16 protein-coding genes and 1 pseudogene are annotated in these 14,210 nt (G+C 55.2%); 6 read left to right on the top strand and 11 right to left on the bottom strand.

Annotated elements, in window-relative coordinates; translation table 11 throughout:
* The first annotated feature begins 68 nt into the window (after window positions 1–68).
* Window positions 69–812 carry a bifunctional 2-polyprenyl-6-hydroxyphenol methylase/3-demethylubiquinol 3-O-methyltransferase UbiG gene (gene ubiG / locus AAC637_RS08000; protein ID WP_340303053.1) on the top strand — a complete coding sequence of 248 codons (744 nt, stop codon included), beginning with the start codon at window positions 69–71 and terminating at the stop codon, window positions 810–812.
* On the opposite strand, the gene AAC637_RS07995 is transcribed toward ubiG, so the two are convergent.
* From AAC637_RS07995 to AAC637_RS07980, 4 genes are all read right to left on the bottom strand, one after another.
* A complete protein-coding gene (locus tag AAC637_RS07995) occupies window positions 809–1,264 on the bottom strand; it encodes a MarR family winged helix-turn-helix transcriptional regulator (RefSeq protein WP_340253241.1) in 456 nt (151 codons plus the stop codon). The genes ubiG and AAC637_RS07995 overlap by 4 nt on opposite strands.
* 63 nt (window positions 1,265–1,327) lie before the next feature.
* Window positions 1,328–1,585, bottom strand: coding sequence for a glutaredoxin 3 (gene grxC / locus AAC637_RS07990; RefSeq protein WP_340303052.1), 258 nt, complete (start codon window positions 1,583–1,585; stop codon window positions 1,328–1,330).
* A gap of 18 nt (window positions 1,586–1,603) precedes the next feature.
* On the bottom strand, window positions 1,604–1,852 hold the full coding sequence (locus tag AAC637_RS07985; RefSeq protein WP_340303181.1) for a ComF family protein: 249 nt from the start codon (window positions 1,850–1,852) through the stop codon (window positions 1,604–1,606).
* The gene (locus AAC637_RS07980; RefSeq protein WP_340303051.1) at window positions 1,749–2,024 is read right to left on the bottom strand and encodes a double zinc ribbon domain-containing protein; all 276 of its coding nucleotides are present in this window, start codon (window positions 2,022–2,024) and stop codon (window positions 1,749–1,751) included. The genes AAC637_RS07985 and AAC637_RS07980 overlap by 104 nt, the downstream gene beginning before the upstream one ends.
* Window positions 2,025–2,068: 44 nt before the next feature.
* Between AAC637_RS07980 and AAC637_RS07975 the strand changes: the two genes are divergently transcribed.
* Together AAC637_RS07975 and hemH are read left to right on the top strand one after the other, a co-directional pair.
* Complete coding sequence (locus tag AAC637_RS07975) at window positions 2,069–2,914, top strand: methyltransferase domain-containing protein (RefSeq protein WP_340303050.1); 846 nt, start codon at window positions 2,069–2,071, stop codon at window positions 2,912–2,914.
* Window positions 2,915–2,983: 69 nt separating this feature from the next.
* Window positions 2,984–4,045, top strand: a complete 1,062-nt coding sequence (gene hemH, locus AAC637_RS07970; protein WP_340303178.1) for a ferrochelatase — start codon at window positions 2,984–2,986, stop codon at window positions 4,043–4,045.
* Here hemH and mutT read toward each other — a convergent pair.
* From mutT to AAC637_RS07955, 3 genes are read right to left on the bottom strand one after another with little or no spacing between them, the layout of a single operon-like run.
* The gene (gene mutT / locus AAC637_RS07965; protein ID WP_340253229.1) at window positions 4,042–4,440 is read right to left on the bottom strand and encodes an 8-oxo-dGTP diphosphatase MutT; all 399 of its coding nucleotides are present in this window, start codon (window positions 4,438–4,440) and stop codon (window positions 4,042–4,044) included. The two genes, hemH and mutT, sit on opposite strands and share 4 nt — an antisense overlap.
* Window positions 4,437–5,696: a bifunctional glutamate N-acetyltransferase/amino-acid acetyltransferase ArgJ gene (argJ, locus tag AAC637_RS07960; protein WP_340303049.1), complete on the bottom strand. Its 1,260-nt coding sequence runs from the start codon at window positions 5,694–5,696 to the stop codon at window positions 4,437–4,439. The genes mutT and argJ overlap by 4 nt, the downstream gene beginning before the upstream one ends.
* Before the next feature lie 22 nt (window positions 5,697–5,718).
* On the bottom strand, window positions 5,719–6,549 hold the full coding sequence (locus AAC637_RS07955) for a peptidylprolyl isomerase (RefSeq protein WP_340303048.1): 831 nt from the start codon (window positions 6,547–6,549) through the stop codon (window positions 5,719–5,721).
* Window positions 6,550–6,758: 209 nt separating this feature from the next.
* Here AAC637_RS07955 and secA point away from each other — a divergent pair, with 209 nt between their 5' ends.
* The gene (secA, locus tag AAC637_RS07950) at window positions 6,759–9,461 is read left to right on the top strand and encodes a preprotein translocase subunit SecA (protein ID WP_340303047.1); all 2,703 of its coding nucleotides are present in this window, start codon (window positions 6,759–6,761) and stop codon (window positions 9,459–9,461) included.
* A 2-nt stretch (window positions 9,462–9,463) separates the two neighbouring features.
* On the opposite strand, the gene AAC637_RS07945 is transcribed toward secA, so the two are convergent.
* A complete protein-coding gene (locus tag AAC637_RS07945; RefSeq protein WP_340303046.1) occupies window positions 9,464–10,144 on the bottom strand; it encodes a JAB domain-containing protein in 681 nt (226 codons plus the stop codon).
* A gap of 43 nt (window positions 10,145–10,187) precedes the next feature.
* On the bottom strand, window positions 10,188–11,015 hold the full coding sequence (gene map / locus AAC637_RS07940) for a type I methionyl aminopeptidase (RefSeq protein ID WP_340303045.1): 828 nt from the start codon (window positions 11,013–11,015) through the stop codon (window positions 10,188–10,190).
* 127 nt (window positions 11,016–11,142) lie between these two features.
* Here map and AAC637_RS07935 point away from each other — a divergent pair, with 127 nt between their 5' ends.
* Both AAC637_RS07935 and AAC637_RS07930 read left to right on the top strand, forming a co-directional pair.
* The gene (locus AAC637_RS07935; protein ID WP_340303044.1) at window positions 11,143–11,871 is read left to right on the top strand and encodes a competence/damage-inducible protein A; all 729 of its coding nucleotides are present in this window, start codon (window positions 11,143–11,145) and stop codon (window positions 11,869–11,871) included.
* Window positions 11,828–12,622: a GNAT family N-acetyltransferase gene (locus tag AAC637_RS07930; protein ID WP_340303043.1), complete on the top strand. Its 795-nt coding sequence runs from the start codon at window positions 11,828–11,830 to the stop codon at window positions 12,620–12,622. The genes AAC637_RS07935 and AAC637_RS07930 overlap by 44 nt, the downstream gene beginning before the upstream one ends.
* Window positions 12,623–12,762: 140 nt before the next feature.
* On the opposite strand, the pseudogene AAC637_RS07925 reads toward AAC637_RS07930, so the two are convergent.
* Together AAC637_RS07925 and dapD are read right to left on the bottom strand one after the other, a co-directional pair.
* Window positions 12,763–13,008 (bottom strand): annotated as a pseudogene (locus tag AAC637_RS07925) (LysR family transcriptional regulator); the annotation flags it as partial.
* 245 nt (window positions 13,009–13,253) lie between these two features.
* Entirely contained in the window at window positions 13,254–14,084 is an 831-nt protein-coding gene (gene dapD / locus AAC637_RS07920; protein ID WP_340303041.1) for a 2,3,4,5-tetrahydropyridine-2,6-dicarboxylate N-succinyltransferase, read from the bottom strand.
* Window positions 14,085–14,210 lie beyond the last annotated feature (126 nt).

Raw genomic sequence — 14,210 nt, 5'->3', positions numbered from 1 at the left:
GCTTCCTATATAGGACGTAAGACCCAACCTAACAGTCCCAAACCCCTTGGCAAGGCTTTGAGCATAGAATGACGGACAAGACTGGCACAATTGACCCTGCGGAAATCGCAAAATTCGAGGCGATGGCCGCCGAATGGTGGGATCCAAACGGAAAATTCCGACCGTTGCACATGATGAACCCTGTGCGGCTTGACTATATCACGCGCCAGATCGCAGCCGAATTCGGACGGGATCTAACGGCTGAGCGACCCTTTGAGAGCCTGCGTCTCTTGGATATTGGCTGTGGGGGTGGGCTTCTATCTGAACCCATGGCACGGCTTGGCGCCGATGTGGTGGGTGCAGATGCGGCTGAGCGCAACATTCCTGTGGCACAGGTTCATGCCGAGCAATCAGGCCTGACGATTGATTATCGCCACACAAGCGCTGAGGCCCTTGCCGCAGAAGGTGAGCAATTCGATGTCGTCCTCAATATGGAAGTGGTTGAACACGTGGCCGATCCGCAGGCCTATTTGACTGCTTGCCATGATTTGCTGAAATCAGGCGGGCTGATGCTGTGCTCAACCATCAACCGCAATCCCAAAAGCTTTGCCATGGCGATTGTGGGTGCGGAATATATCATGCGTTGGCTGCCAAAAGGCACACATGAATGGTCAAAATTCATCACGCCCGATGAGCTATTCAAAATGATCGAGATTGCAGGGCTGAGGCCCGTGGATCGCAAGGGCTATGTTTTCAATCCGATTTCTTGGGGTTGGTCGATCTCGGATCGCGATTTGTCGGTGAATTACGTCACCGCATCCATTCGCCCTTAACTGCGCAGGTCGGCATCATCTTCAAGGCGCACCCGCATCTCGCGTAAAACGGGCAGGGCTGCGCGAACTTTGGCTGCACCGATGGCTTCGATCGTATCCGACAAAATCGGTGCAATCGCCTGCAACGCGGCATCGCGCGCGGAACGTCCCGCGGGGCTGATGGTCACAAATTTACGGCGCGCATCGTCCCAATCGGGACGGATATGGATATGTCCCGCCCATTCCAAACGGTTCAGCGTGTTGGTCATGGCGCCACGGGTCACGTGAAACAGCCGCGCAAGCTGAGCAGGCGTGCGTTCCTCATTGGCGCGGGCCAAGTGGTTCAGCACAGAAAAATGGCTCAGTTCCATACCTTTTGGCAGGGCTTTGGACAGGCGGTTTCGGGCCAATTGATCAGCCATGAACAATTCGCTGAACAGCGCGATAGAGAGGGGATCACTGGTGTCATTCATGGCGCGGACTAGACCCTATGCCAGCCTTTTGGTGCAAGGGAAATCGTTAAAAACACTGGAAATTTACGAAGAAAGCAATGGATCAAGCTTGCCCTGACGCTCAAGTGCCGCGAGATCATCATAACCGCCTATATGTTGGTCATTGATAAAAATCTGCGGCACAGTGTGCCGACCATGAGCGCGTGCCATCATATCTTGGCGCAGTTTTGGGTCACGGCTGACATCAGTCTCGACAAAGCTGACATCCTTGCTTGCAAAAAGGCGTTTGGCAGCATGGCAATAGCCGCAAAGTGGGCTTGTGAAGATTTCAATCTGTGCCATCTGCCTGTCTCCTATCTGCTACGCTGCTTTTGTCGCGCGGGCCATAACCAGCACATATATCGGCCCTGCGCCGCCCAAGCGCAAGGCGTGGGTTGCAGACCATAGGGTCGCGCCTGAGGTCATCACATCATCAATCAAAATGACTGCCCGTCCCCGCAACCTTTCACCATGGCGCGGGGTTAGGGCCAGCGCCTCGCCCAAATTGGCAAAATGGGCTTCCGCGCCCAACCCATCTTGGGGGGCCGTTCTGCGCAGCCTCTTCCCCAATCAATTCATCGTCACAGGCGTGACAGCAGGATTTGCCAATAAACTGGGCCTCCGCCCAACAGGGGCCACAAAGACCAAAAGGAATTTCAACCCTGTCACCACAGCGCAGGCAATCAGGCGGAAAGGCCCATGTTTTGGCCCGATCAAGGATTTGCAAACGGGACGCGAACACTTACATAAACCCCCTAAGTTTTCAAAAAGCCTGAGACCATAGTCGTGACTGAAACCCTTCCGCCAAAATTGACCGACCCGAAGGCCTTGGCCCGTGTCCGTGCGCGTGCGCGATTGGATCGGGCGGGTTTTTTACATGACGAGGTCAAGCTTGAGCTAGAAGAAAGACTGGCAGACGTTAACAGGCGCTTTACCGCGCCCGTTTTGATCACGCCTTTTGTGGAGTATTGGGCAGATTTTATGCCCGAAGCCCCCCGCGTTCTACCCCAAGATGACTTGGGCTTGACCGAAGGGGCCCATGATCTGGTGATCCACGTGATGGCGTTGCATTGGGCCGATGATCCCGTGGGGCAACTTGTGCAAGCGGCCCGTGCGCTGAAACCCGATGGGCTGTTTCTCGGAGTGTTTTTTGGCGGCGAAAGCCTGACCGAATTGCGAGATGTTCTGCGCCAAGCCGAAAGTGCGGTGATGGGCGGCTTGTCGCCGCGCGTGGCCCCGATGGGGGATTTGCGTGATATGGGCGGGCTCTTGGAGCGTGCGGGGTTTGCCCTGCCTGTGGCTGATACATTGCGCAAAACCATCAGTTATCGGGATATTTTTCACCTGATTGGTGATTTGCGCGATATGGGGGAAACCAATGTGCTTGACGCGCGTCACCGCGCCGCCCCCCCGCGTGATTTATTCACGCGCGCCGATGAAATTTACAAAAAAACTTATCCATTCGAAGAAAATCGCATCCGATCCACTGTTGAGATCGTATTCCTTTCAGGATGGAAACCAGATGCCAGTCAACAAAAGCCGCTTCGACCTGGATCGGCGCAGGCGAGATTGGCAGACGCGCTTGGCGTGACCGAATTTGATGAAACCGCCCGACCCGTGGAAAACGGGTAGTAAAAGGGTGGTCGTTTTTTGTTGTCTGGGTTAGTCAGGCTGAAGAAAGAAGTGCGATAAAAGATGAATATGATGCAAAACGCGACCGAAGCTGCTCTGCCCCACGCACCCGCTGATCACCCAAAGTTGAAGTTCGGCAAGATTGGTGTGCTTTTGGCAAATTTGGGCACGCCAGATCATTATGATTACTGGTCAATGCGCCGCTATTTGAACGAATTCCTCTCAGATCGCCGCGTGATTGATTACAGCCCGTGGATTTGGCAACCGCTTTTGCAATTGGTGATTTTGACCAAGCGTCCGTTTTCTTCGGGGGCGGCTTATAAATCTATTTGGAATGAAGAGCAGGGCGAAAGCCCGCTGATGACCATTAGCAAAGATCAGACCGCAAAGATTAAGTCTGAAATGGCGGCGCTTTATGGTGATCAGGTCGAGGTGGATTTCTGTATGCGGTATGGCAACCCATCGACCAAGTCCAAAGTGGATGAACTGGTTGCAAAAGGTTGCACGAAAATCCTGTTTTTTCCTCTTTATCCTCAATATGCGGGCGCGACTTCAGCCACAGCTTGCGACCAATTCTTTCGCGCACTGACGGATATCAAATGGCAACCGACCGTGCGCACAGTCGAGGCCTATTACGAGCATCCGCTCTATATTGAGGCCTTGGCGCAGTCGGTTGAGCGGGCCTACGCAAAGATTGAAGACCGCCCCGATGTCTTGGTGGCCTCCTATCACGGCGTCCCCAAGCGTTATTTGATGGAGGGCGATCCCTATCATTGCCAGTGCCAAAAAACCTCACGCCTGCTGAAAGAGCGTTTGGGTTGGTCTGACGGTGAGATTGTCACGACATTCCAAAGCCGTTTTGGCCCCGAAGAGTGGCTCAAGCCCTACACAGTCGAAGAAGTGGCGCGGTTGGCCGAAGCGGGCAAGAAAAAGATTGCGGTGATTGCCCCTGCATTTTCGGCCGATTGCATCGAGACTTTGGAAGAGATCAACGAAGAAATCCACGAAAGCTTTGAAGAGGCGAGCGGCGAGCAGTTTACCTATATCCCCTGCCTCAACGATGATGACGCGCATATCAAGGCATTGGTTGCTGTCGCGCAGGATCACCTCAAAGGGTGGATTGGCGGCTAAAGCCAGTCGCGCAGGATCGGAATCAAAGGGATATCTGCAGGTGGCATCGGGTAGTCGCGCAAATCTTTTGCGCGGACCCATTTCAGCGCCTGCCCTTCGCGCGATTGCGGGATACCGTCCCATTTGCGGCAGGCAAAGAGCGGCATAAGAAGATGAAATTTCTCGTAGCTGTGGCTGGCAAAGCATAACGGCGCAAGGCAGCTTTGCCACGTTTCAATGCCCAATTCCTCGTGCAATTCTCGGATCAAGGCGGCCTCGGGTGTTTCGCCCTCTTCGACCTTACCGCCCGGAAACTCCCAAAGACCGGCCATGGATTTCCCCTCAGGCCGTTGCGCCAAAAGCACACGGCCCTCGCCATCAATCAACGCCGCTGCAGAGACAAGCACCGTTTTCATGAGCGATAATCCGCATTGATGCTGATATAGCCATGGGTTAGGTCGCAGGTCCATACTGTGGCCGCCCCCATGCCAAGGCCCATATCCACGGCGATGCGCAATTCCTGCTGTTTCATATAGGCGGCCCCTTGCTCTTCTCTGTAATCGGGGCTGACCCAGCCATTTTCGGCCACCAAAATATCACCGAACTTGATGGTCAGGCGGTCACGATCTGCGACTGCGCCAGATTTCCCGACCGCCATGACAACACGACCCCAATTTGGATCCTCGCCCGCAGCCGCGGTTTTTACGAGTGGGCTGTTGGCAATCGCGCGGGCAACACGATCTGCATCCGCGTCATTTGCCGCGCCTGTGACCTGCACTTCAATCAGTTTGGTTGCGCCTTCCCCGTCGCGCACCAATTGCAAGGCAAGGTCTTTGAGAACCGCCTCAAAGGCCGCATAAAACGCCTTTGCATCTGTGCTGTCCAAATCGGCAATCTGGGGATTGCCTGCCTTGCCTGTCGCGGCCACCATCAAACTGTCCGAGGTTGAGGTGTCGCTGTCCACTGTCACCGCGTTAAAGCTGCGTTTGGTGGCTTGCGATAACATGGATTGCAGCGCGGCACGCGAAATCGCGGCATCGGTAAAGACATAGGCCAACATTGTGGCCATATCTGGCGCGATCATGCCCGAGCCTTTGGCAAAGCCCGCGATTTTCACCTCGTGGCCCGAGAGGGTCAGGGTTTCTGTCGCGCCTTTGGGGAAAGTGTCGGTGGTCATAATCGCCCGCGCCGCACCATCTGCCCCGTCAGCATCCAGTTTGCCCGCCAATTCCGCCAAGATATGCGTAATTTTTTCGGGGGCGAAGGGCTCACCAATCACCCCCGTTGACGCGCTGAACACATGAGCGGCTGGAATACCCAAAACACGGCCCGCCTCGGCGGTTACCGCCTCGACCGTTTGATCGCCTGCGCGGCCTGTAAAGGCGTTGGAATTTCCAGAATTTACAACAATTCCAAAGCCTTGATCGCTGCTTTTCCCCAAAGCGGCCAACTTGCGCTCACAATCGAGGACAGGTGCGGAGCGCGTGGAGGATCGGGTAAAGACACCTGCTACTGACGCCCCTGCACAAATCTTGACCAACATGACATCGGTGCGGTTTTGATACCGCACCCCAGCCGCGCCACTGGCAAAGCGCACCCCATCAATGCGGGGCAATGCAGGAAACCCACCTTTTGGGGCGAGGGGGGAGACAGGAAGCGGGGCTTTTGCCATGATCGGGCCTATGTGAGAGGGGTTACTGTGTCAAAAGATCAATGTTGCGGATTAGGCTCCTGTCAATCTCAACTTCTGGTCGCGCGATCTCGGCCGCTTCGGTCAATTCCGCAAGATAGGCGTCAACGCGCTGACGGCGCAGTTCTTCCTCAAGATCGGCGCGCACATCTTCTAGCGCGGGGGGCGCACTGATGCGCGACTCGTTCAGTTTCACAACGTGCCAACCAAATTGGGTTTGGACAGGCGCGGAAATTTCCCCCGCCTCTAGGCCTGCTACGGCAGTTTCAAATTCTGGCACCATCATGCCCGTGCCGAACCACCCCAAAGCGCCACCATTTGGGCCAGAGGGGCCTGTTGAGAACTCTTGCGCCAAAGCAACAAAATCAGCGCCATCATTCAATTGGTCAATCAGGCTTTGCGCCTCTTCTTCGGTTGCGACAAGAATATGGCTTGCATTCCATTCCTGATCACCGCCTGCATCCGCGAAATTTGCGTCATAGAGGGCTTGGACATCCGCATCTGCGATTGTGTCAAAGGCAATCGCATCAATGGCGACACTGGCCAAAAACGCACGATCTTCGTTTTCCATGGTCAGTTTTGTGCGCGCGTCTTCCGAGCCGCGCAGCGAGTCTGCGACAACCTCCTGTTGGATCAGCTGATCCAACATTCCATTATAGAGAACCTCGTCTGGCAATTCTTGATATTGCGCGGGCAGCATCGCGCGCATTGCAATCAAATGACCCAAAGTGATGTCGGTGCCGTTGACCGTTGCCAAGACCGTGCTGGCGTCTTGCGCCGCCACTGGGGCTGCGAGGGAGAGGGAAATTGCGGCGGAGACAAGCAGGCGTTTCATAGAACAGTCCTTTTATTACGGGCGTAATCCTTCGCGCCCACGTTGACAGGCCAAAAGCGGGCGCTTATGTCCCATTGCGGTTGGGGACGTTGGCACAGCTTCCTTGATGGGTCTTCTAGACCGCCGCGCGGATGCAAACAACCCGAGCGGAGATCACATTCTTTTGGGTCTGCCATTGCGTGGATCAATTCTGACATAAGGCGTTTTGCATGCTTGGGCTTGGATCTATCGCAAAGAAGATTTTTGGCAGTTCAAATGATCGATTGGTCAAAGCTCAAAGGCCGCTTATTGCAAAGATCAACGCACTTGAGCCTGAGTTTGTCGCCCTCGATGATGCAGGGCTGATAGCAAAAACTGAAGAATTTCGTCAGCGCCACGCCAATGGTGAGAGCCTTGATGCGCTATTGCCCGAGGCCTTTGCCAATTGCCGCGAAGCCGCCAAGCGCGCTTTGGGTTTGCGCGCCTTTGATGTGCAGTTGATGGGCGGCATTTTCCTTCACCAAGGGAATATTGCCGAGATGAAGACAGGCGAAGGGAAAACTTTGGTTGCCACCTTTCCCGCCTATCTCAACGCTCTGAGTGGCGAAGGCGTGCATGTTGTCACTGTGAACGATTACCTTGCACGGCGAGATGCGGAATGGATGAGCAAGGTTTTCGCCGCGCTTGGTATGACAACTGGCGTGGTTTACCCGCGCCAGCCCGAAGCCGAAAAGCGCGAGGCTTATGCCGCCGACATCACCTACGCCACCAATAACGAGCTTGGGTTCGATTATTTGCGGGACAATATGCGCGGATCGCTGCCTGAGATGGCGCAACGCGGTCACAATTTCGCGATTGTGGACGAGGTCGACTCGATCCTTATCGATGAGGCGCGCACGCCATTGATCATTTCTGGCCCATCTCAAGATCGTTCCGATCTTTATGTGGCGATTGACAAGGTGATCCCTGAGCTGACCGAAGAGCACTATACGCTGGACGAGAAAACGCGCAACGCGACCCTGACCGAGGAAGGCAATGACTTTCTTGAGCAGCGCCTTGCCGAAGCGGGCCTCTTGCCTGAGGGGCAAAGCCTCTATGACCCTGAAAGCACTTCGCTTGTGCATCACGCGACCTGTGCGTTGCGGGCGCATAAGGTGTATCTAAAAGATCGCGATTATCTGTTGCGCGGCGATGAGGTGGTCTTGGTCGATGAATTCACGGGCCGTATGATGCCGGGTAGGCGCCTGTCTGATGGTCTGCATCAGGCCATCGAAGCCAAGGAAGGCGTTGCGATCCAACCTGAGAATGTGACCTTGGCTTCGGTGACATTCCAAAATTACTTCCGCCTCTACAAAAAATTGGGTGGCATGACGGGCACAGCGGCAACCGAGGCCGAAGAATTTTTTGAAATTTACAAACTTGGCGTAGTTGAGGTTCCAACCAACCGCCCTGTGGCGCGGATTGATGACCATGATCAGGTCTATCGCACCGCCGCTGAGAAATATAACGCCATCGTAGAGTCGATTCGCGAAGCGCATGAAAATGGCCAACCTGTTTTGGTTGGCACAACATCGATTGAGAAATCCGAGATGCTGAGCGGCCTTTTGACCAAGGCAAAGTTGCCGCATAATGTTTTGAACGCGCGTCAGCATGAGCAGGAAGCGCAGATTGTGGCAGATGCGGGCAAATTGGGCGCGATCACTATTGCGACCAATATGGCGGGGCGCGGCACCGATATTAAACTGGGCGGCAATGTCGAGTTGAAGGTGATGGATGCCATCGCCGCAAATCCTGATGCTGACCCTGAAAAACTGCGCGCTGAAATTGAAGAAACCCACCAAGCCGATGAAGAGGCCGTGAAGGCCGCAGGTGGTCTGTATGTTCTGGCAACAGAGCGTCATGAAAGCCGCCGTATCGACAACCAGTTGCGCGGTCGTTCGGGCCGTCAGGGCGATCCGGGTCGTTCAGCGTTTTACCTATCGCTCGAAGATGATCTGATGCGGATTTTTGGGTCAGAACGTCTTGAAAAGATGTTGACCACGCTCGGTCTGGCCGAAGGTGAGGCAATTGTGCATCCTTGGGTCAACAAATCCTTGGAGCGCGCGCAGGCCAAGGTTGAAGGGCGCAACTTCGACATCCGCAAGCAGTTGCTGAAATTCGATGATGTGATGAATGAACAGCGCAAAGTCATCTTTGGCCAGCGCATGGATATCATGGCCTCCGATGATATTGAGGATATCGTCAAGGATATGCGCTATGAGGTGATCGCCGATATGGTCGACACTTATATGCCACCGCGATCCTATGCAGATCAGTGGGATGTTGAGGCGATGGCACAGGCCTGCCGCGAGACATTGTCACTCGATCTTCCGATCCCCGCATGGGCCGAAGAAGACGGCGTAGATCAGGACGTGGTGATTGAACGCCTTGAGGAAGCCGCCGATAAATTCATGAGCGACAAAGCCACTGCCTTTGGTGCCGAGCAGATGCGCAATATTGAAAAACAGGTATTGTTGCAGACAATCGACCAGAAATGGCGTGATCACCTATTGAAATTGGAACATTTGCGCTCAGTCGTGGCATTCCGTGGTTATGCGCAGCGCGACCCTTTGAACGAATATAAATCCGAGGCGTTCCAATTGTTCGAGGGCTTGTTAGATGGGCTTCGTCAGGAAGTGACGCAGAAACTTGGCCGCATCCAACCGCTCAGCCCCGAGCAGCAGGCAGAATTGATCCGTCAATTGCAAGCACAGGCCGCAGCGCAGCAGCAAGCCGCCTTGAAAGCCGCGGATGAGGCTGAAGCGAAAGCAAGCGGTGATGATAAAGGCTTTGATGAGACGCGTCCTGAAACATGGGGCAATCTTGGCCGCAATGATGCCTGCCCCTGTGGATCGGGAAAAAAGTTCAAGCATTGTCACGGGCGTTTGGCCTGATTTTAAATCAGACCCTCCGCGCGAAAGCTGACCTCGCCGCTTGGCGTGATGATGATATGGTCATGCAGGGTCAGACCCATCATTTTGCTCGCCTCGCCCAACTGTCGGGTCAGGGCAATATCGCCTGTGCTTGGGGTCGGGTCGCCTGACGGATGATTGTGAACCACCACCAGTGCTGAGGCGCTCATCTCAAGCGCGCGCTTGATAACTTCGCGGGGATAGAAGGGCGCGTGATCCACGGTGCCGCGGCTGTGCTGCCCATCGGCGATAAGGTGGTTTTTGCGGTCAAAGTAGAAAACCCGCACCTCCTCAACATCACGGTGCGCCATGGTTGCGCGGCAATAATCCATCACCGTATGCCATGAGCCCAAGATCGGGCGGTCATCAAGCTGTTTGCGGGTAATCGTTTCCGCCACAGCCTGCGTTAGGCGTAAATGGGCAATCGTATCTTCGGTCATATAGGTGACGGATTTCAGGCGTTGGTCACTGGCGCAAAGAACGCGTGCAAGGCTGCCATGTTGTCGCAACAGCGTGGCCGCCATCCGCGCAGAGGGTGCGTTTGGCGCCGCCGCCGCCAATAGCCGTGCGAGAAGATCATGCTGTGCGGCATCAACCGCAATCCTGCGCAATTTCGGCAGGGGCACGGTGCGGTCATGGGCAAGGGTCAACTCGGGTTTTGTCATACCCGCACCATCCATCAGAATGGTTAATCAGCGATTAAACGCGTCAGCGCCACGTGGGGTGGAATTTCCCAGAGGGTGACAGGGTGAAAATTTCAAACCCATCCGCGGTCACGCCAATCGAATGTTCAAACTGTGCGGAGAGGGATTTATCCCGTGTCACAGCTGTCCATTCATCTGCCAAAACTTTGGTTTCGGGACGGCCAAGGTTCACCATGGGCTCAATGGTGAAGAACATCCCCTCTTCCAAGACGGAGCCGGTGCCCGCGCGGCCATAATGAAGAACATTGGGCGGTGCGTGAAAGACCTGACCCAACCCATGACCGCAGAAATCACGCACCACGCTCATGCGATTGGCTTCGACATAGGTTTGAATCGCATGGCCAATATCCCCAAACGTGGCCCCCGGACGCACGATTTCAATCCCTTTGAAGAGGGCGTCATGGGTCACTTGGATCAGGCGTTCTGCTTTACGATTCAGATTACCTGCCACATACATGCGGCTTGTGTCGCCAAACCACCCATCCACGATGACGGTCACATCAATGTTCAGGATGTCCCCATCCTTAAGGGTTTTGGGGCTGGGGATGCCGTGGCAGACCACATGGTTCACCGAGATGCAGCTTGCGTGTTTATACCCACGATATCCGATGGTTGCTGATTTCGCGCCCGCCGCATTGACCATATTCTCAATCGCTTGATCTAAGGCTTCGGTCGTGACGCCTGGCTCTACCATGGGCGCGATGTCGTCAAGAATGCGCGCGGCCAGTGCGCCCGCTGCATGCATCCCAGCAAAGCCGGCATCATCGTGAATGCGAATTCCGTCTTTGGTCACGCGGCCTTTGAAATCGTCCAAAACATCTGCTCCTGTCATCTCGCACCAGATTACGGTTTTTGGCGCTTGAATTCTAGCCAAGCCCGCCACGCGATGACGCGTTGCGGCATGACAGGGCTTGGCCTATACCGCAGGCAGGGTGCATGACAAGTGGGGGGCTCTCAAAATGGCACAACCAACCGCAGCGATGTTGGTGATCGGGGATGAAATCCTATCAGGACGCACACGCGATGCGAATATGCACCATTTGGCCAATGAATTGACTGCAAAAGGGATTGCGCTGAAAGAGGTGCGCATCGTCTCTGATGATCATGCAGGTATTGTAGAGGCCCTCAATGCGCTGCGCGGCTCTTATGATCATGTATTTACTTCGGGCGGTATTGGGCCAACTCATGACGACATCACCGCTGATGCGGTTGCGGCGGCTTTTGGCGTGCATATTGATGTGCGGGCGGATGCGCGGGCGTTGTTGCAAGCCCATTATGATGCCCGCGGGCAAGAGTTGAACGAAGCCCGCCTGCGCATGGCGCGTATTCCCGATGGCGCGGCTTTGATCGACAATCCCGTCTCCACCGCACCCGGGTTTCAGATTGAAAATGTCTATGTGATGGCGGGGGTGCCATCGGTCTTTCAGGCGATGGTGGCTTCGGTCATGCCGCGCTTGACAGGTGGCGCGCCCTTGATCAGCCACAGCATCCGCCTAGAGATGGGCGAAGGTGATATTGCAGGGCCTTTGGGCGAAATTGCTGCCCAATTTCCCGATGTTTCAATCGGCTCTTACCCTTACCAATTGAACGGGGTGTATGGGGCAAATATCGTGCTGCGCAGTGCCGATGCGGGGATGCTTCAACGTGCCATTGCAGAAATGGCGCGCGCTTTTCCACACGGCGTTTGATATGGGCGCGGCCTGTTCCGACATGCTGCCTGATGAGGGCCGTTTGTTTATGGCGTTAGATGCCACTTGGCCCGCCAGAACTTACCAAACTGATGGGCTTTTGACCTTTCGTGAGGGGGCAGGCGGCGGCAGTCGTGTATCTGCGGCCAGTTGGGACGGCCAAGATGCGCCCGATGAGGCAACGCTCAACAAGGCCGAGGCCCGCATGCAGGCTATGGGACAGCCGCGCTTGTTTATTATTCGCGAAAGCCAATCCGCTTTGGATGCCGCCCTTGGGGCGCGCGGCTATCAGATCAAAGATCCTGTATGGTTTTACGCGATGGATCTGCGCGGGCGGGATCTGCCTGCGCTGTCTGAATGCTTTGCCCTTTGGCCGCCCTTGGCCGCGCAAGCGGCAATTTGGGCTGATGGCGGGATAGGGCCCGTGCGCCTAGACGTCATGTCGCGGGCGTGCGCCTCGAAAACCACAGTTTTTGCGCGACAGCAGGATCGCATTGCCGCGACTGGCTTTATCGCCTGCGATGGAGATATCGCCATGCTGCACGCGGTCGAAACCGCCCAATCGGCCCGCCGTCAGGGCGTGGGGCGGCGTGTTATGTGGCATATGGCGCATTGGGCGCAGGCGGAAGGGGCGAATTGGTTAACACTTGTGACGACCAAGGCCAATCAAGCGGCAAATGGGCTTTATCAATCCATGGGCTTCGAGGTGGTCAGTGCTTATCACTATCGAATCCACCCCGAAGATGCCTGAGAGATTGATCACCAATCCATTGGGCCTTTGTCTTTGAACTGATCAACCAGAAAATCAATGAAGGCGCGCAATTTGGGCTGTGTATAGCGCCCAGGTGGGTAAACTGCGTGCAACCTTTGCATTTCCATCGGCAGATGTGGCATCGCATCTGCATCGCCCGCATCATTGAGAACGCGACAGGCGCGGTCAAAATAGGCCAGACCGATCTCGGTCGGGCTGACGCGGCGGGTAGTGCGATTTAATAGCCGCGCACCTAAACGGGATTCGAGCGATGAAATATGCTTGGACACGGCGGATTTCGAGATACCCATCTTGCGCGCCGCATTGGTGAAGCCACCTTGGTTCACAACCATGGCGAAGGCTTCCATTTCGGTCAATCTGTCCATCTTTCGTCCTTTGGGCATTGTTCGACTTCCCTCGCAGCATCGTTTCCAAATGGGGCGCTATTGGGGAAAAGAACGGACTAAAGGCGGGAATTATGAGGGAGTGTTGAGGGCAAAAAGGCAAATTTGGGCGTAATTTCCGTGATTTGCCGTAATCTTGCCGATTTTGTTGCCGCATCGTTAACAGTTGCCACAAAAAAACGGGCCGCACCTGCGACCCGTTTTGAATGTGATACCTGCTTCGCGATTTAGTCCCGCAGCAGCTCGTTGATACCCGTTTTAGAGCGGGTTTTCTCATCAACGCGTTTTACGATGACAGCACAGTAGAGGTTGATCCCGTTCTTTGAGGGCATAGAGCCTGCAACAACCACCGAATAAGGTGGAACCTCGCCGTAAAAGACTTCGCCTGTTTCGCGATCCACGATCTTGGTGGATTGGCCGATGAAGACGCCCATCCCTAGAACCGAGCCTTCACGCACAATCACGCCCTCGACCACCTCGGAGCGCGCGCCGATAAAGCAGTTATCTTCGATGATGGTCGGGCCTGCCTGCATTGGCTCCAAAACGCCGCCAATACCTACGCCGCCCGACAGATGGACATTCTTGCCGATCTGCGCGCAAGACCCGACCGTGGCCCATGTATCAACCATCGTTCCGCTGTCGACATAGGCGCCAAGGTTTACGAAGGACGGCATCAGAACAACGCCCGGCGCGATATAGGCAGACCTGCGCACAATACAATTTGGAACTGCACGGAAGCCTGCGGATTTCCAATCGCTGTCCGACCAGTCCTTCCACTTGCTGTCGACCTTATCCCACCAACTGCCACCTTGAGGACTGCCCGATTGCATTTCCATATCCTTCAGACGGAAGCCCAAGAGAACGGCTTTCTTTGCCCATTGATTGACATGCCATGTGCCATCACCGCCGCGCTCTGAAACGCGCAAGCTGCCTTGGTCGAGGGCGCTGAGGGTTTCTTCAATCGCATCACGGGTTTCGCCAGTGGTTGCAGGCGTGATGCTATCGCGCGCATCCCACGCGGCTTCAATCGCCGTTTCCAGTTTCTGAATATCGGTCATAGGCTTTATCCTTAGCTCGGGCTGTTTGACAGGCGCTATAGCGCCAAGGGGGGCTTTGCGCAACGCGCCGCCCTCTGGCCGCATGGTGCGAATATTGGTATGAGATAAATATGGCCAGAACAGGGG

Origin of the sequence: Roseobacter sp. HKCCD7870 (genome assembly GCF_037830315.1) — a bacterium.
In the GTDB taxonomy this organism is placed as follows: domain Bacteria; phylum Pseudomonadota; class Alphaproteobacteria; order Rhodobacterales; family Rhodobacteraceae; genus M30B80.
This window is presented reverse-complemented; position numbering and strand designations above follow the sequence as displayed.